The sequence below is a fragment of the Leifsonia sp. 10N434 genome, assembly GCF_056394405.1.
Genome location: NZ_JBFTHV010000002.1, coordinates 685,808 through 702,127 on the forward strand (window position 1 = coordinate 685,808; position 16,320 = coordinate 702,127).

Here is a 16,320-nt window from a genome sequence, read left to right on the forward strand (position 1 = left end):
CGCCTATCCGAGCGAGGCCGAGAGTGCGTCGAGTCGGGCCACCGACTCCGCCTTGCCGAGGATCTCCATGGACTCGAAGAGCGGAGGCGACACGCGCCGTCCCGAGATCGCGACGCGCAGCGGACCGAAGGCGACCCGCGGCTTGAGCCCCATCGTCTCGATCAGCATCGTGCGCAGCGCGGCTTCGATGGCGTCGTGGGTCCACTCGGCCTCGGGGATCTCCTGCAGCGCGCCGAGCGAAGCCGCGAGGATCTCCCCCGCGTTGGCCGGAAGGGATGCGCGGGCGTCGTCCTCGACCACGAGGGACGCCGAGTCGGTGAACAGGAAGCCGAGCATCCCCGGCGTCTCGGAGAGCAGCTGAACGCGCTCCTGCACCAGCGGCGCGGCCTCGGCGAGCACCGCGCGCTGGGTGTCGGTGAGCGGCTCGCTCAGCACGTCCGCAGCGACCAGGTACGGGATGGTGCGCTCGGCGAAGTCCGCGACGTCGAGCATCCGGATGTGGTCGCCGTTGATCGACTCGGCCTTCTTGTGGTCGAAGCGGGCCGGGTTCGGGTTCACGTCGACCACGTCGAACGCCGCGACCATCTCGTCGATGCTGAACACGTCGCGGTCGTGCGTGAGCGACCAGCCGAGCAGTGCCAGGTAGTTGACCAAGCCCTCGGGGATGAAGCCGCGCTCGCGGTGGTGGAACAGGTTCGACTCGGGGTCGCGCTTGGAGAGCTTCTTGTTGCCCTCGCCCATCACATACGGAAGGTGACCGAAGCGCGGCACGAAGGTCGTGATGCCCGCGTCGATGAGCGCGTGGTACAGCGCGATCTGACGCGGGGTCGACGACAGCAGGTCCTCGCCGCGCAGCACGTGGGTGACGCCCATCAGCGCGTCGTCGACCGGGTTCACGAACGGATACAGCGGATGCCCGTTCGGGCGCACCACGACGAAGTCGCTGAACGACCCGGCCGGGAAGGTGATCTCGCCGCGCACCAGGTCGTCGAAGCTGAGGTCGGCGTCGGGCACGCGCAGGCGCAGCGCGGGCTCGCGGCCCTCGGCGCGGTAGGCGGCCTTCTGCTCGTCGGTGAGGTCGCGCTCGAAGTTGTCGTAGCCGAGCTTCGGGTCGCGACCGAGCGATACGTTGCGGGCCTCGATCTCCTCGCCGGTGGCGAAGCTCTCGTAGATGTGCCCGGACGCCTTGAGCTTCTCGACGACCTCGCGGTAGATGTCGTAGCGCTGCGACTGCCGGTAGGGGCCGTTTGGGCCGCCGGCGTTGACGCCCTCGTCCCAGTCGAGACGCAGCCAGGTCAGCGCGTCGATGATCTGGTCGTAGCTCTCCTCGCTGTCGCGAGCCGCGTCGGTGTCCTCGATGCGGAAGATGAGCTTGCCGCCGGTGTGCCGGGCGTACGCCCAGTTGAAGAGGGCCGTGCGGATCAGACCGACGTGCGGCGTTCCGGTCGGCGACGGGCAGAACCGGACGCGGACGTCCGATCCGGTGGCAGTGGAGAAGGGGTGCGCAGTGGAGTCAGACATGTCCGTACGATTCTATCGGCGGCGCTTCGGCTACCGCGCCGGTACGGCCGCGCGCACCGGGTTCACCAGCGAGCCGACGCCCTCGACCTCGACCTCGACCGTGTCGCCGGCGACGATCGGGCCGACGCCGGCCGGCGTGCCCGTGAGGATCACGTCGCCCGGCAGCAGGGTGAAGACGCTCGACGCATACGCGACGATCGACGGGATGTCGTGCACCATGTCGCTGAGCTTCGCCTCCTGCTTCAGCTCGCCGTTGACCCGCGTGCGGATCGCCGCCTCCGGGTCGAGCTCGGTCTCGATCACCGGCCCGAGCGGGCAGAAGGTGTCGAACCCTTTGGCGCGGGTCCACTGGCCGTCGGTCTTCTGCAGGTCGCGGGCGGTCACGTCATTGGCGACGGTGTAGCCGAAGATGTAGTCGGCCGCATCCTCCGCCTTCACGTTCTTCGCGATCGTGCCGATCACCACGGCGAGTTCGCCCTCGAAGTCGACCTGCGACGACTGCGGCGGCAGAACGATCGCGTCGCCGAGCCCGATCACGGACGTGTTCGGCTTGAGGAACAGCAGCGGCTCGGCCGGCGCCTCCCCGCCCATCTCGGCCGCGTGGTCGCGGTAGTTCTTGCCGACCGCCACGACCTTCGAACGCGGGATGACCGGGGCGAGCAGCGCGGCCACCTTGCCGAGCGGAACCCGCTCGCCCGTCGTGTCGAAGCCTGCGAACATCGGGTCGCCCGCGAGAACGACGAGGGCATCCTCGTCGACGATTCCGTAACTGATGGCGCCATCATGGCTGAAGCGTGCGATTTTCACGCTTCCGAGCCTAGTGCGGCAGCCCTACCGCGGGAGCGTTCCGCCCACCACGGAGACGATCGTCTCGATCGCGGGCGTGGGCACGCCGTTCGTCTCACCGATCCGGATCAGGGCGCCGCCGATCGCGTCGAGCTCGTTCGGGTTGCCTGCTGCGAGGTCCTCCTGGAGCGACGTGCGCATCCCGGCCGGCACCGATCGCACGACGACCGCGACCTCGCCGGCGGTCGCCGGGACCCCCGCCGCGGTCGAGCAGGCTGCGACCTCGGCCAGAACGGCTTCTGTCAGCTCCGGATCGGTGGACAGCGCGACGCCGACCGGCTCGCGCCAGTACGAGGTCAGGAGGGCCATCGACGCCAGCAGCCGGAATTTCGCCCACAGCACCTCCGGCTCCGTCCCTCCGATGCGAACGCTCGCGCCCGCATCCGCCAATGCACGCACCGTGGCGAAGCCGTCACCGGACTCCGGCACCTCGATGCGCGTGAACGGGCTGCGGTGGTCGATCACCGTGGCCGACGCGCGCAGCGCCGAGACGGCGATGGATGCGCCGGCGACGGGGACGCCGGGCAGCGCCTCGCGCAGCGTCGCCATGTGCTCGACGCCGTTGAGCAGCGACAGCACCTCGGAGGGCTGCGCTGCGGCGAGCGAGGGCAGCACGTCGGCCAGGCCGTAGGTCTTGGTCGCGACGATCACCGCGGCGCCGTGCGGGATCCCGGTGCTCGCGGGGACCTGTTCGACCCCGTTTCCGAACGCCTCGCTCCGCACCTCGATCCCGTTCGCCTGGATGGCGGCGACGGTGCGGTCGCGGCCGACGGCGACCACCTGCTCCCCCGCTCGATGCAGCAGCCAGGCGAGCAGGCCGCCGACGGCTCCGGGGCCGACGACGGCGATGACGGGACGCGGATCACTCATGCTCACAGCCTAGGTTCAGACGTCGGCCAGCGACCACTCGGCGCCGTCGAGCGCCAGCAGCGCCGAGGCGACGGTGGCGATCGCCGGCACCTGGTCCGACCCGGCGGCGCCGACCAGGTTGATGGTGCGGTGATCGTGGTTGACCGTCGGCCTGATCACGACGCCGTCGTTGCGTGCGGCCGCTCCGAGGGCCAGCGACGGGATGAGCGCCACGCCCACCCCCTCGGCGACCATGCTCACGACAGCGACGAAGTTGTCGGTCTCGTAGGCGATCCGCGGCACGAAGTCGCGCGCATCGGTGAGCTCGAGCAGATGGCCCCGGCAGCGCGGGCAGCCGGCGATCCAGGGCTCGGCCTCGAGGTCCGCGAGATCGATTTCGGGGGCATCCGCCAGTCGATGGCCGGCGGGGAGCACCAGCAGCATCTCGTCGCGCCAGACCGGGATGACCGCGAGCCCGCGTGCGCTCTCGCGGTGCGGATCGACCCGGTCGCCCGGATAGCTGAAGGTGATCGCGAGGTCGGCCGTCTGCCCGCGGACGGCCGCCACCGCCTCCGGCGGCTCGGCTTCCGCGTAGGTGATGCGCACACCCGGATGCGCCGCGCCCATCGTGCCCAGGAGCCGCGGCACGAGCGTCGACGACGCGGATGGGAAGGCGGCGAGCCGCACGCGCCCCGACCGCAGCCCCTGCAGGTCGGCGAGCTCGCCGGCGGCCGCATCGAGCGCGGTCGTCACGGTGCTCGCGTGCCGGGCGAGAACGCGACCGGCCTCGGTGAGCCGCACGCCGCGGCCGACACGGGTGACGACGGGCATGCCGAGGCGAGCCTCGAGGCGTTTGAGGTGCTGGCTAATGGCGGGCTGGCTGTAGCCGAGGGCCACGGCCGCGCGCGTGATCGACCCGTGGTCGGCCACGGCGCGCACCACGCGCAGAGCGTTCGAGTCGAGATCGAGGCGCGAGAGTCCGGATGCCGTATCGATGGTCATACGCAAGCATAACCGCGACTTATGAAAGTGATTCAATACTGGCCGTGGTCGAATGTGTGAGCATCCGTCACGATGAAGGAATGACCACGACGATGACCACGCCGAGCCTCGCCGAGGCACGCGGCCACTTCCTGGTCGCCGACGGCTACCTGGCCGCGTGCACGCAGGGACTGCCCCTGCGCGAGACGCTCGCCGCCTCCCGCGCGGAACTCGACCTCTGGGAGTCCGGCGGAGCGACTCCGGCCCACTACGGTGCGGCCGTCGATGTCGCGCGGGACGCCTACGCGCGCCTCGTCGGCGTCGACGCCCGGCACGTCGCCATCGGATCGCAGGTGTCGGTGCTCGCCAGTCTCGTGGCCTGCTCCGTGCCCGACGGCGCCGAGGTCGTTTGCGTCGACGGCGACTTCAGCTCGATGATCGCACCGTTCGCCGCGCAGGCCGATCGCGGGATCACCGTCGTACACGCTCCGCTCGCGCGGCTCGCCGAGGCCATCGGCCCCCGCACCTGGCTGGTCGCCTTCTCACTGGTGCAGTCGGCGACCGGTGCCATCGCCGACGCGGATGCGGTGCTCGCCTCGGCCGCCCGGCACGGCGCCCGCACGTTCGCCGACCTCACCCAGGCCGCCGGCTGGCTCCCCGTCGACGCCGGCCGCTTCGACCTCACCGTCTGTCATGCGTACAAATGGCTGTGCGCTCCGCGCGGCTCGGCGTTCCTCACGGTGAACGACCGGATGTTCTCCGAACTGCGCCCCGTGCAGGCCGGCTGGTTCGCTGGCGACGACCCGTGGAGCTCCTGCTACGGACCGGTGAGCGAACTCGCCCACGACGCCCGGCGCTTCGACGTCTCCCCCGCCTGGCCCGTGTGGCCGGGCACGGCGGCCGCGCTCGAGTTCTTCGCAGAACTGGACATCACCGAGGTGCACCGGTACGTCACCGGCCTCGGCGACGAGTTGAGCCACCGGCTCGGCATCCCGGCGCTCGGCCAGCCGATCGTGACCTGGCCGGACCCCGAGGGCTGCGACCTGGCCGCCCTCACGGCGGCGGGCATCCGGGCATCCGGTCGCGCCGGCCGTGCCCGCGTGGCGTTCCACCTCTGGAACACCTCAGCCGACGTCGACCGCGTCGTGGCGGCTCTGCGTCCCTGACGGCCCCAGACCCCCGACCCCAGACCCCAGACCCCAGACCCCCAGCGTTGAGGGGCGGCTAACGCACCCAAAACGGAAGTCTTGGATGCGTTAGCCGCCCCTCAACGGAGCTGGGCTGGGCCGACGGGCTAGGCGTCGAGGCGGGTGAGCCAGTTGTGACGGTCGGGCACGCGCCCGTACTGGATGTCCGTGAGCTCCTGGCGCAGCGACATGGTCAGCTCTCCGGCGGGAGCCGTGATGTCGCCCACCGTGAAGGTGTCCGACTTGAGCTCGCCGATCGGCGTGATCACGGCCGCCGTGCCGCAGGCGAACACCTCGACGATGTCGCCCGACTCCACGCCGACCCGCCACTCGTCGATGGTCACCTTGCGCTGCTCCACCTTGTGGCCGCGGTCGCGGGCGAGCTGCAGCACCGACTCGAGCGTGATGCCCTCGAGGATGCTGTCCGACTCCGGCGTGACGATCGTGCCGTCTTTGTAGACCAGCACCACGTTCATCCCGCCGAGCTCCTCGAGGTACTTTCCCTCGACCGAGTCGAGGAACAGCACCTGGGCGCAGCCGTGCTCGGCCGCCTCCGACTGCGGCAGCAAGCTCGACGCGTAGTTGCCACCCGTCTTGGCCGCACCCGTCCCGCCCTTGCCGGCACGCGAGTAGCGGTCGGAGAGCCAGATCGAGACCGGGGCGATGCCGCCGTGGAAGTAGGCGCCCGCCGGGCTGGCGATCAGGTAGTACGCGACCTTGTTGGCCGGTCGCACACCCAGGAAGGCCTCCTTGGCGAACATGAACGGACGCAGGTAGAGGCTGGTCTCCGGCGCAGACGGCACCCAGGCGCCGTCGTACTTGATGAGCTGCTTGAGCGAGTCGAGGAAGTACTCCACGGGAAGTTCGGGGAGCGCCAGGCGGTAGGCCGAGCGCTGCATGCGCGCCGCATTCGCCTCCGGACGGAACGTCCAGATGGAGCCGTCTTCGTGGCGGTAGGCCTTCAGGCCTTCGAAGATCTCCTGGGCGTAGTGCAGCACCGCGGCCGACGGCTCGAGCTGGATGGGCCCGTACGGCGAGACGCGCGGCCGGTGCCAGCCGCCCTTGGCCGACCAGCACAGGTCGACCATGTGGTCGGTGAAGTAGTTGCCGAAGCCGGGATCGGCGAGGATCTCCTCGCGTTCGGCGTCACTGCGCGCCGCGTCGTTGCGCGTCACGGCGAACTGGAGGCCGCTGGTCTCGGTGGGACCGTCGGTGAGGGTGATGCTGGTGGAAGCGTTCATGAGAGTCCTTTGCACTGCGTTCGTCAAAAGCAGAGTTGATCTAATTCTGCGCCACACCGGCCGCGATCGCGTCGCCGATCTCGGCGGTGCGACGGGCGGCGGCTGCGCTGTCTGCTGCTCGGGTGGCGAGGTCGGCGGTCACCGCGGCTTCGACGCGCTCCGCGAGCTCCGGTGCTCCGAGATGACGGAGCAGGAGGGCCACGGAGAGGATCGCAGCGGTGGGGTCGGCCTTCTGCTGGCCTGCGATGTCGGGGGCCGATCCGTGAACCGGCTCGAACATGCTGGGGAAATCGCCTGCGGGGTTGATGTTGCCCGAGGCCGCCAGTCCGATGCCGCCGCTGATCGCGGCCGCGAGATCGGTGAGGATGTCGCCGAAGAGGTTGTCTGTGACGATCACATCGAATCTAGCAGGATTCGTGACCAGGAAGATCGTGGCGGCGTCCACGTGCAGGTAGTCGACAGCGACATCCGGATGCTCGGCCGCGACGGCGTCCACGATCCGCTTCCAGAGACCCCCGGCGAACGTGAGCACGTTGGTCTTGTGCACCAGCGTCAACTTCTTGCGCCGCGACTCGGCCTGTTCGAAGGCGTAGCGCACGACACGCTCGACCCCGTATGCCGTGTTCACCGAGACCTCGTTGGCGATCTCGTGCGGGGTGCCCTGCCGGATGGCGCCGCCGTTGCCGACGTACGGACCCTCCGTGCCCTCGCGGACGACGACGAAGTCCACATCGCCGGGGTTCGCCAGCGGGCTCGCAATGCCGGGGAACAGCGTCGTCGGACGCAGATTGACGTAGTGGTCGAGCGAGAACCGCAGCTTCAGCAGCAGACCACGCTCGATGTTCGCGTTCGCGAGGCGCGGGTCGCCCGGCACTCCCCCGACCGCGCCGAGCAGGATGGCGTCGTGCTCGGCGATCGACGCCAGGTCCGCATCCGTGAGCACGTCTCCGGTCTCGAGGTAGCGGGCGGCTCCGAGTGAGAACGGCGTCTTCTCGAAGGCGAGGTCGCTGCCGGCCGTCACCGCGTCGAGCACCTTGACCGCCTCGGCGACCACCTCCGGCCCGATTCCGTCTCCGGGGATGACGGCGAGTCTGATCGTCTGCGGCATGGCACTCCTGCGGTCTCGTGAGGGTTCTACAGCAACCCTACCGGCGAGGGCATCCAGGCGACCGCCGTCAGCCGCGCACCTTGCGCAGCGACACCATCGCGAGAACGGCGGCCGCCACCATCAGCACCACACCGATGCCGGCCGTGAGCGCGACGCCGGAATCGAACGCGTGCCTGGCGGACTCGAGCAGCCTCTCGCCCAGGTCGGACGGGAGCTGCGCCGCGACCGTGGTCGCACCGCCGAGCGTCTCGCGAGCTGCGTGCGCCTGCGCGCCGGAGAGACCGTCGGGCAGCACGACAGCCGAGCGGTACGACGCCGTCAGGATGGTGCCGAGCGTCGCGGTTCCGAGCACGGCCCCCAGCTCGTACGCCGTCTCCGACACCGCCGACGCGGCTCCGGCCTTGTCGGCCGGCGCGCTCGAGATGATCATCTCGTTCGACACGGTCTCGGCCGCGCCGATCCCGGCACCGAGCAGCACGAACGAGATCAGCAGCGTCGACGCGGGGGCATCGCCGCCGACGAGCGCGATGAGTCCGTAGCCGCACGCCGAGATCAGCAGGCCGATCGGGATGACGATGCTCGGCCGCACACGCCGCGCGATCGGCACGACCACCAGACCGGAGACGATCATGGTCGCCAGCCCCGGCAGCAGCACCAGCCCCGCCTCGATCGGGCTGAGGCCGATCACCAGCTGCAGGTGCTGCGAGACGAAGAACAGGAACCCGACGAGTGACACGACGCTCAGCAGGTTGATGAGCACCGCACCGCTGAACGACGCGCGCCGGAACAGCCGCATGTCGAGCATCGGGATGGGCCGCGCGAGCTGCCGTCGCACGAACAGCACCGCAGCGGTGACGCCGATCGCGATCGCGAGCACGCCGACCACCGAGAAGCCTTCGCTCGCCAGCGATTTGATGCCGTAGACGACCGGCGCCATCGCGGCGAGGGAGAGCAGGATGCTGACCGGGTCGATGGGACCGGGATTCGGGTCGCGCGACTCCGGGATGAGCAGCGGGGTGAGCACGAGCAGCGGGATGAGCACCGGCACGGCCAGCAGGAACACGGAGCCCCACCAGAAGTGCTCGATGAGGAGGCCGCCGACGATCGGGCCGAGCGCCGAGCCCGCGGCGAATCCGGATGCCCAGATCGCGATCGCGAGCCGTCGCTGGTCGCGGTCGGTGAAGACGCTCCGCAGCAGCGAGAGGGTCGACGGCATGAGCATCGCGCCGAAGAAGCCGAGGCTGGCACGGGCGGCGATCAGCAGCTCGGTGGTCGGCGCGAATGCCGCGGCGATGGACACCGCGGCGAATCCCGTCGCACCGATCATCAGCAGGCGCCGGCGCCCGATGCGGTCGCCGAGGCTGCCCATCGAGACGAGCAGCCCGGCCAGAACGAGCGGGTACGCGTCGATGATCCAGAGCATGCCGGTGCCGCTCGGCTCCAGGGCCTGCGAGATCGACGGCAGGGCGAAGCTGAGGACCGTGTTGTCGATCGAGACGAGCAGTACGGGGAGCATCAGGACCACGAGCGCCAGCCACCCGCGGGCGCCGGCGCGCGCGGGCGTGACGACGGGCGGTGCAGTGGTGGGCAGCGTGGACATGACTACTACTGTACCGGCTGGACGGTACAGTTGCAACGCCGTAACGGCTAGCATGTGGTCATGCCCCCGTCGTCCCCCGCCCGCGACCGCATCCTCGACGCCTTCGAAGAGCTGCTCACCGAGCAGAGCGAGCGCGCCGCCACCCTCGACGCCGTCGCCGCCAGGGCGGGCGTCTCGAAGGGCGGTCTCCTCTATCACTTCGCGTCGAAGGACGCACTCGTCGAGGGCGTGCTCGAGCGTCTCCGGGCGCTCGTCGCCGACGACCTCGAACGGATGCGCACGGCGCCCGCCGGTCCCGTCGACTACTTCGTGCGCAGCTCGGTGTCGTCGCAGAGTGCGCTCGACCGCACGGTGATCGCCGCGGCCCGACTCGCGCAGGGCGCCGACGCCAACGCCCGCGAGACGCTCCAGCAGATGCAGCAGGGCTGGCTGGGCATCCTGGAATCGGCGGTCGCCGATCCGATCGCTGCCAAGGCGATCATGCTCATCGGCGACGGCATCTACTACAACTCGGCACTCCTGCCCTCGACCACCGCCGTCGTGAAGGACGAGGCGGACATGGACCGGCTCATCGCCCTGGTGCAGGAGCTCGCCGGCGGCTCATCCCGCTAGCGCGCTCAGCCCGCGAGCGCCGGGCCCGCTAACGGCCGAGCCCGGCCACACGCGTCTCCAGGAACCGCCGGGCGCGCGCGTTCGGCTCCAGCTCGATGGCACGGCGGTACGCCGCCCTCGCCGTCGCGCGATCGCCGGCCAATCGTGCGAGGTCTCCGCGCGCCGCGTATCCCTGCGGCGCGAGGACGCTGTCGAAGAACAGGGGTTCGGCATCCAGCTCCGCGAGCGCGGCCTCCGGTCCGACATCCGGGCTGTAGCCGCGCGCGACGATGCGCCCGAGCCGCGCCGATGGCGACGGCCACTCCTCGACCAGCCGGTCGTAGAGCCGGGCAATCGAGGGCCAGTCGGTGTCGGCCCAGGTGGGCGCGATCGCGTGGAGCCCGGCGATGCCCGCCTGCAGCGCGAAACGCCCGCGGCCGGCCAGCGCGCTCGTCGCGAGCCGTTCCCCCTCGATCATCATCGCGACGTTCCATCCGCCGCGGTCGGCCTCGGACAGGGTGACGAACTCGCCGCCCGGCGTGAGCCTCGTCGATTGACGCGCTTCGGTGAGCAGCAGCAGCGCGAGCAGCCCGGCCGCCTCGGCATCGCCCGACCGGATGCGGTGCGCATCCCTCGCGAGCACGATGGCATCGGCGCGCACCCTGTCGTCGGGTGCCGCATGGCCGACGGTGAAGAGCAGGTAGATGGTCGTGAGCGCATCCGGAAAGCGCGCCGTGACATCCGCCTCGTCGTCGATCGCGAACCGGATGCTCGAATCGTGGATGCGCTTCTTGGCCCGCGTCAGGCGCGCGGCCATCGTCGCCTCCTGCACGAGGAAGACCGCGGCGACGTCGCGCGTCGGCACCCCGCAGACGAAGCGGAGCGCGAGCGCGACCCTCGCCTCCTCGCTCACCTCGGGGTGGCAGAGGAGCAGGATCAGCTCGAGCCGCTCGTCACCGGTGAAGGTGGTCTCGGTGTTCTCGGGCATGGGCATATCCGCCGTTCGGCGCGCCTCGGCGGCGAGAGCCGGCAGGGCGCGCGTCGTCGTGCGTTCCTTGCGGACCGTGTCGACCGCGATCCGTCTGGCCACCGTGGTGATCCAGGCGGCCGGGTTGTCGGGCGCGCGGCCGGCGGTCTCCAGCTCGATGGCGCGCGCGAAAGCCTCCTGCACGGCGTCCTCCGCCGTGAGCAGGTCGCCGGCGTACCGGGCGACGGCGCCCAGGATGCGCGGGGCGTCGTCTCGGAACGCCTGCTCGATCCCGGTGGCCACAGCTCATTCAACCGTGACGGGCGGCGCAGGCACAATCGCCCGCGGCGCCGGTCACGGCACGGACGCCGTGACCACCGGGTCGACGATCAGCGCACCGAGTCGAGCACGAGCACCGGGAACAGCTCGAGCCAACCCTCCGTCGGGATCATGGACGCGAGCTCGCGCGCCTGATCCGGGCTGGAGGCGGTGAAGCTGTAGAAACCGGTGACGACCTCGCGGGTCTCGCCGAACGGACCGTCGGTGAGCACCGGCTTCCCGCCCGCCTGCGGGGTGATCTTCGTCGCGGCCGAGATGGGCTGCAGAGCGGCGCTGGCGGTGATCTTCTCGCCGGCCAATGCGACCGCCTCCTGGAACGCCGCGTGCCCCGCCATCGCTGCCTGCCAGTCCTCCGCCGAGATCTCGTCGGGGTTCCAGTTGGGCTCACGGATGAGGATCACGTATTCGTCGGACATGATGTCTCCCTACGTCGTGCGCTTGCGCGCTTCTGATGCGAACACCAGTACGACGCAAGCCTGCCGCAGAAATCGACAGCGCGGTCGAAAAAAGATCCGCTACGACTCGGTGATGTCGATCTCCTGCATGAGATCGGCGTCGATCGCGACGCGCACCTTCTCGAGCAGGCCCTCGGGGATGCGCGAGTCGACGGTGAGCACGCTCAGCGCCTTGCCGCCGGCCGAGGTACGGGCGATCTGCATGCCGGCGATGTTGATCTCCGCCTCACCGAACTCCTGGCCGTAGACCGCGACGATGCCCGGGCGGTCGTCGTACACCATGACGATCAGGTGCTCGGCGATCGGGACCTCGACGTCGTAGCCGTTGATCTCGACAATCTTCTCGATCTGCTTCGTGCCGGTCAGCGTGCCGGAGACCGACACCTGCGAGCCGTCGCTGAGCGCGCCGCGCAGGGTGATGAGGTTGCGGTACTCCTCGCTGACCGAGTCGGTGATGAGTCGCACCTCGATGCCGCGCTGTTCGGCGAGCAGGGGCGCGTTGACGTACGAGACGGTCTCGCTGACCACCTTGGTGAAGATGCCCTTGAGCGCGGCCAGCTTCAGCACGCTCACGTCGTAGTCGACGAGCTCGCCGCGCACCTCGACGTCGACGCTGGTCAGCGGGCTGTGCGCGAGGCCGGAGAAGACCTGGCCGAGCTTCTCGACGAGCGGGATGCCGGGACGCACATACGGGTCGATGACGCCGCCGGCGACGTTGACCGCGTCGGGCACCAGTTCGCCCGACAGCGCGAGGCGCACCGACCTGGCGACCGAGACACCCGCCTTCTCCTGGGCCTCGTCGGTCGACGCACCGAGGTGCGGGGTGACGACGACGTTCTCGAGCGCGAGCAGCGGGGAGTCCGTCGGGGGCTCGCTGACGAAGACGTCGAGACCGGCGCCGGCGATCGAGTGGGTCGAGAGCGCGCGGTAGAGGGCGTCCTCGTCGATCAGTCCGCCGCGGGCGACGTTCACGATGAACGCGGTCGGCTTCATCAGCGCGAGCTGGTCGTCGCTGATCATGCCCGTGGTCTCGGGGGTCTTCGGCATGTGGATGGTGATGAAGTCGGCCTCGGCGAGCAGTTCGTCGAGCGTCACCAGCTGCACACCGAGCTGCTGGGCGCGGGCCGAGGTGACGTAGGGGTCGTACGCGACGACCTTGGTGCCGAACGCCTGCAGACGCGCGGTGATGAGGGCGCCGATGCGGCCGAGGCCGATGATCCCGACGGTCTTCTCGTAGAGTTCGACGCCGGTGTACTTCGAGCGCTTCCACTGTCCCTGCGCGAGCGCGCTGTGGGCCGCCGGGATGTGACGGGCGAGGCTCAGGATGTGACCGACGGTGAGCTCGGCGGCCGAGATGATGTTTGAGGTGGGCGCGTTGACCACCATGACGCCGGCGGTGGTGGCCGCCTTGATGTCGACGTTGTCGAGCCCGACGCCGGCACGCGCGACGACGCGCAGCTTGGGCGCGGCGGCGATGACCTCCTCGTCGACCTTCGTGGCGGAGCGCACCAGGATCGCGTCCGCGTCCGTGACCGCGGACAGGAGCGCCGGGCGGTCGGTTCCGTCGACCGAGCGGATCTCGAAGTCCGGCCCGAGGGCGTCGACGGTAGCGGGCGAAAGTTCTTCGGCGATCAGCACGACCGGCTTTGTCACGTGGCAGTTCCTTTGGGTGGGAGCAGGCTTGGGAGGCGAGCGCCACGATCATTGGGGCGCGATCAGCACACACTCTACCGGCTGGCGTGGGGTGCCTTTCGCCGCGTTACGCCCCGCGCAGCATGCAGACTGGACCGATGACCGTCTTCGAAACCGTGCAGCTCGTCGTGCGGATCGCCCTCGCCGCCGTGTTCGTTTTCATGGGTGTCCTGCACTTCAGGCCCGGCGCCCGGCGCACGATGGCGAAGATGATCCCGCCCCGGATGCGCCGGTCGGGAATGCTGCGACCCGAGGTGCTCGTGGCGGTCACCGGGGTGTGCGAGCTCGCCGGCGGCGTTGGCCTGCTGCTGCCTCCGACGCGGGTGGCGGCCGCGATCCTGCTCGCTGTCTTCCTGGTCGCCGTGTTCCCCGCCAACGCCTATGCCGCGCGCCATCCCGAGCGCTTCGGAAAGCTGGCGACGCCGCTGGTGCCGCGTCTCCTGCTGCAGCTCCTGCTGATCGTGCTGTGCGTGTTCTGCGCGCTCTGAGACAAGCGGATCAGGCCGCGGCGGCGATCGCCGCGCGCACAACGGAGGCGTCCGTCAGGTCGTAGGAGGAGTCGCCCCCGCCCGGCCCGCTCGGAGCGCCCAGTGCGACGGTCCGCGCCGACAGATGCACCGCATCCACGCCGGTCGCCGCGAGAGCGAGGATGTCGGGCACGGTGACTCCCCCGCCCGCCATCACCTGGATGCGACCGGATGCCTCTGCGCTCAGCGCTGCGAGCATCCCGACGCCGTCGATGCTGCGGGCCTCGCCCCCGGAGGTCAGGATGCGGCGCACGCCGAGCCCGACGAGCTGCTCGAGAGCCCCGATGGGGTCGGGCACGATGTCGATCGCGCGATGGAACGTGACGTCGAGCCCACCGGCCGCTTCGACGAACCGGCCGACGGTCGCGATGTCGACGGCGCCGATCTCGTCCAAGGCTCCCACCACGACTCCGGATGCTCCCGCCTCGCGCGCATAGCGGATGTCGGCCATCGTGAGCTCGACCTCGTCGGGCGTGTAGACGAAGCCGCCGCCGCGCGGGCGCACCAGCACGTGCACGAACCCGTCGTGGCCGTGCTCAGCCGCTTCGGCGACGGCCGCCGCGATCAGCCCGGCTGACGGGGTGAGGCCGCCCATGCCGAGCGCGGAGCACAGCTCGATGCGATCGGCGTCGGCGTCGAGCGCGACGCGGACCCCTGCTCGGTCCTGCACTGCGATCTCGACGGCGAGTCGACGGTTCACCGGTTCTCCTCACGAAGCGGGCTCCGCGCGTCCCCGGCGAAGCAGAAAGGTGCCGCGCCACTCCGCAGAGGCGGAGGGCGGCGGCACCTCTCAGGCTAGTTCAGCGGGCACGCGCTCAGCGTGCAACCTCGCCGTCCACGTAGTCGTCGTCGTTCGACGCGTTCCACGCGAAGAGCTTGCGCAGCTCGCGGCCGGTGGCCTCGATGGGGTGCTGCTCGCCCTTCTTGCGGAGCTCCAGGAACTCGGGCGCTCCGGCATCCTGGTCGGCGATGAAGCGCTTGGCGAACGTGCCGTCCTGGATGTCGGAGAGAACGGCCTTCATGTTCTCCTTGACGTGCGGGTCGATCACGCGCGGGCCCGACACGTAGTCGCCGTACTCGGCCGTGTCGGAGACGCTCCAGCGCTGCTTGGCGATGCCGCCCTCCCACATGAGGTCGACGATCAGCTTGAGCTCGTGCAGCACCTCGAAGTAGGCGACCTGCGGCTGGTAGCCCGCCTCGGTCAGCGTCTCGAAGCCGTACTGGACGAGCTGCGAGACACCGCCGCACAGCACGGCCTGCTCACCGAACAGGTCGGTCTCGGTCTCTTCGGTGAAGGTGGTCTTGATGCCGCCGGCGCGGAGGCCGCCGATGCCCTTGGCGTAGCTCAGCACGAGCGGCCAGGCGTTGCCGGTGGCGTCTTCCTCGACGGCGACGATCACGGGCACGCCGCGGCCGGCCTCGTACTCGCGCCGCACGGTGTGGCCCGGTCCCTTGGGGGCGACCATGATCACGTCGACGCCCTCCGGCGCCTCGATGTAGCCGAAGCGGATGTTGAAGCCGTGACCGAAGACCAGGGCGTTGCCCGCCTCGAGGTTCGGCTGCACGTCGTCGGCGTAGAGGTGACGCTGCACCTGGTCCGGAGCGAGGATGACGATGACGTCGGCCCACTTGGCGGCGTCGGCGGCGCTCAGCACCGTGAAGCCGGCCTCTTCGGCCTTGGGCTTCGACTTCGAGCCCTCCTTGAGGCCGACGACGACCTCGACACCCGAGTCGCGGAGGTTCTGCGCGTGGGCGTGGCCCTGCGAGCCGTAGCCGATGACGGCGACCTTCTTGCCCTGGATGATCGACAGATCTGCGTCGTTGTCGTAGTAGATCTCAGCCACGAGTGGTTTCTCCTTAATGATGTGGTTCTGATTGAGTATTTCGAGCCGCCCGGGGGCGGACCTAGTTCTTGTAGACGCGCTCGGTGATGGACTTCGCGCCACGGCCGATCGCGAGCAGGCCGGACTGCGCCATTTCTTTGATCCCGTAGGGCTCCAGCACCTTGAGCAGGGCCTGGGTCTTTCCGCTGTCGCCGGTGACCTCGATCACGAGGGCATCGGTCGCCACGTCGACGACGCGCGCACGGAACAGGTTGACGGCCTCGAGGACCTGCGAGCGGGTCGTGTTGTCGACGCGCACCTTGATCAGCAGGTGCTCGCGCTGAACCGACTGCACGGGATCGAGCTCGACGATCTTGATCACGTTGATCAGCTTGTTCAGCTGCTTCGTCACCTGTTCGAGCGGGAGATCCTCCACATCCACCACCACCGTGATGCGGGAGAGGCCTTCGAGCTCGCTGCGGCCGACGGCGAGCGACTCGATGTTGAAGCCGCGACGGGCGAACAGCCCGGCGACGCGGGTCAGCAGACCCGGCTTGTCCTCGACGAGGAGGCTCAGAACGTGCGTGCTCATG

At 69.8% G+C, this 16,320-nt stretch carries 16 protein-coding genes; 3 read left to right on the plus strand and 13 right to left on the minus strand.

Annotated features, from left to right (window positions below; all coding sequences use genetic code 11):
- Positions 1 to 3: 3 nt before the first annotated feature.
- The 4 genes from gltX to AC1DB1_RS08995 are packed head-to-tail and all read right to left on the minus strand — an operon-like array spanning position 4 to position 4,218.
- Positions 4 to 1,521: a glutamate--tRNA ligase gene (gene gltX / locus AC1DB1_RS08980; RefSeq protein WP_477200496.1), complete on the minus strand. Its 1,518-nt coding sequence runs from the start codon at positions 1,519 to 1,521 to the stop codon at positions 4 to 6.
- A gap of 30 nt (positions 1,522 to 1,551) precedes the next feature.
- A complete protein-coding gene (locus tag AC1DB1_RS08985; protein WP_477200497.1) occupies positions 1,552 to 2,328 on the minus strand; it encodes a fumarylacetoacetate hydrolase family protein in 777 nt (258 codons plus the stop codon).
- A gap of 24 nt (positions 2,329 to 2,352) precedes the next feature.
- A complete protein-coding gene (locus AC1DB1_RS08990; RefSeq protein ID WP_477200498.1) occupies positions 2,353 to 3,237 on the minus strand; it encodes a ketopantoate reductase family protein in 885 nt (294 codons plus the stop codon).
- A 15-nt stretch (positions 3,238 to 3,252) separates the two neighbouring features.
- The gene (locus tag AC1DB1_RS08995) at positions 3,253 to 4,218 is read right to left on the minus strand and encodes a LysR family transcriptional regulator (RefSeq protein WP_271178286.1); all 966 of its coding nucleotides are present in this window, start codon (positions 4,216 to 4,218) and stop codon (positions 3,253 to 3,255) included.
- A gap of 80 nt (positions 4,219 to 4,298) precedes the next feature.
- On the opposite strand from AC1DB1_RS08995, the gene AC1DB1_RS09000 reads away from it, so the two are divergent.
- Entirely contained in the window at positions 4,299 to 5,363 is a 1,065-nt protein-coding gene (locus tag AC1DB1_RS09000) for an aminotransferase class V-fold PLP-dependent enzyme (protein ID WP_477200499.1), read from the plus strand.
- A 128-nt stretch (positions 5,364 to 5,491) separates the two neighbouring features.
- On the opposite strand, the gene AC1DB1_RS09005 is transcribed toward AC1DB1_RS09000, so the two are convergent.
- The 3 genes from AC1DB1_RS09005 to AC1DB1_RS09015 form a co-directional block, all read right to left on the minus strand.
- Positions 5,492 to 6,625 carry a branched-chain amino acid aminotransferase gene (locus AC1DB1_RS09005; protein ID WP_271178284.1) on the minus strand — a complete coding sequence of 378 codons (1,134 nt, stop codon included), beginning with the start codon at positions 6,623 to 6,625 and terminating at the stop codon, positions 5,492 to 5,494.
- A 40-nt stretch (positions 6,626 to 6,665) separates the two neighbouring features.
- On the minus strand, positions 6,666 to 7,733 hold the full coding sequence (locus AC1DB1_RS09010; RefSeq protein ID WP_271178283.1) for a 3-isopropylmalate dehydrogenase: 1,068 nt from the start codon (positions 7,731 to 7,733) through the stop codon (positions 6,666 to 6,668).
- Between the two features lie 67 nt (positions 7,734 to 7,800).
- On the minus strand, positions 7,801 to 9,333 hold the full coding sequence (locus tag AC1DB1_RS09015; RefSeq protein WP_477200500.1) for an MFS transporter: 1,533 nt from the start codon (positions 9,331 to 9,333) through the stop codon (positions 7,801 to 7,803).
- Between the two features lie 60 nt (positions 9,334 to 9,393).
- Here AC1DB1_RS09015 and AC1DB1_RS09020 point away from each other — a divergent pair, with 60 nt between their 5' ends.
- Positions 9,394 to 9,945, plus strand: coding sequence for a TetR/AcrR family transcriptional regulator (locus tag AC1DB1_RS09020; protein WP_477200501.1), 552 nt, complete (start codon positions 9,394 to 9,396; stop codon positions 9,943 to 9,945).
- A gap of 28 nt (positions 9,946 to 9,973) precedes the next feature.
- Here AC1DB1_RS09020 and AC1DB1_RS09025 read toward each other — a convergent pair whose 3' ends face one another.
- The 3 genes from AC1DB1_RS09025 to serA all read right to left on the minus strand — a co-directional run bounded on the left by AC1DB1_RS09025 (position 9,974) and on the right by serA (position 13,338).
- Complete coding sequence (locus tag AC1DB1_RS09025; RefSeq protein ID WP_477200502.1) at positions 9,974 to 11,194, minus strand: RNA polymerase sigma factor; 1,221 nt, start codon at positions 11,192 to 11,194, stop codon at positions 9,974 to 9,976.
- 86 nt (positions 11,195 to 11,280) lie between these two features.
- Complete coding sequence (locus AC1DB1_RS09030; protein WP_271178280.1) at positions 11,281 to 11,646, minus strand: YciI family protein; 366 nt, start codon at positions 11,644 to 11,646, stop codon at positions 11,281 to 11,283.
- A 99-nt stretch (positions 11,647 to 11,745) separates the two neighbouring features.
- Complete coding sequence (gene serA / locus AC1DB1_RS09035; RefSeq protein WP_477200503.1) at positions 11,746 to 13,338, minus strand: phosphoglycerate dehydrogenase; 1,593 nt, start codon at positions 13,336 to 13,338, stop codon at positions 11,746 to 11,748.
- Positions 13,339 to 13,475: 137 nt separating this feature from the next.
- Between serA and AC1DB1_RS09040 the strand changes: the two genes are divergently transcribed.
- The gene (locus AC1DB1_RS09040; RefSeq protein ID WP_477200504.1) at positions 13,476 to 13,865 is read left to right on the plus strand and encodes a DoxX family protein; all 390 of its coding nucleotides are present in this window, start codon (positions 13,476 to 13,478) and stop codon (positions 13,863 to 13,865) included.
- 10 nt (positions 13,866 to 13,875) lie between these two features.
- On the opposite strand, the gene AC1DB1_RS09045 is transcribed toward AC1DB1_RS09040, so the two are convergent.
- From AC1DB1_RS09045 to ilvN, 3 genes are all read right to left on the minus strand, one after another.
- Positions 13,876 to 14,604, minus strand: coding sequence for a copper homeostasis protein CutC (locus AC1DB1_RS09045; protein WP_477200505.1), 729 nt, complete (start codon positions 14,602 to 14,604; stop codon positions 13,876 to 13,878).
- Positions 14,605 to 14,719: 115 nt separating this feature from the next.
- Complete coding sequence (ilvC, locus tag AC1DB1_RS09050; RefSeq protein ID WP_271178276.1) at positions 14,720 to 15,748, minus strand: ketol-acid reductoisomerase; 1,029 nt, start codon at positions 15,746 to 15,748, stop codon at positions 14,720 to 14,722.
- A 61-nt stretch (positions 15,749 to 15,809) separates the two neighbouring features.
- On the minus strand, positions 15,810 to 16,319 hold the full coding sequence (gene ilvN, locus AC1DB1_RS09055; RefSeq protein ID WP_477200506.1) for an acetolactate synthase small subunit: 510 nt from the start codon (positions 16,317 to 16,319) through the stop codon (positions 15,810 to 15,812).
- Between the last annotated feature and the right edge of the window lies 1 nt (position 16,320).

Coding starts and splice junctions, on each gene's coding strand:
- AC1DB1_RS09005 (WP_271178284.1), bottom strand. CDS start 6,625: ATGAACGCTTCCACCAGCATCACCCTCACCGACGGTCCCACCGAGACC.
- AC1DB1_RS09015 (WP_477200500.1), bottom strand. CDS start 9,333: ATGTCCACGCTGCCCACCACTGCACCGCCCGTCGTCACGCCCGCGCGC.
- ilvN (WP_477200506.1), bottom strand. CDS start 16,319: ATGAGCACGCACGTTCTGAGCCTCCTCGTCGAGGACAAGCCGGGTCTG.
- AC1DB1_RS08990 (WP_477200498.1), bottom strand. CDS start 3,237: ATGAGTGATCCGCGTCCCGTCATCGCCGTCGTCGGCCCCGGAGCCGTC.
- AC1DB1_RS09030 (WP_271178280.1), bottom strand. CDS start 11,646: ATGTCCGACGAATACGTGATCCTCATCCGTGAGCCCAACTGGAACCCC.
- AC1DB1_RS09040 (WP_477200504.1), top strand. CDS start 13,476: ATGACCGTCTTCGAAACCGTGCAGCTCGTCGTGCGGATCGCCCTCGCC.
- AC1DB1_RS09000 (WP_477200499.1), top strand. CDS start 4,299: ATGACCACGACGATGACCACGCCGAGCCTCGCCGAGGCACGCGGCCAC.
- AC1DB1_RS08995 (WP_271178286.1), bottom strand. CDS start 4,218: ATGACCATCGATACGGCATCCGGACTCTCGCGCCTCGATCTCGACTCG.
- AC1DB1_RS09020 (WP_477200501.1), top strand. CDS start 9,394: ATGCCCCCGTCGTCCCCCGCCCGCGACCGCATCCTCGACGCCTTCGAA.
- gltX (WP_477200496.1), bottom strand. CDS start 1,521: ATGTCTGACTCCACTGCGCACCCCTTCTCCACTGCCACCGGATCGGAC.
- AC1DB1_RS09010 (WP_271178283.1), bottom strand. CDS start 7,733: ATGCCGCAGACGATCAGACTCGCCGTCATCCCCGGAGACGGAATCGGG.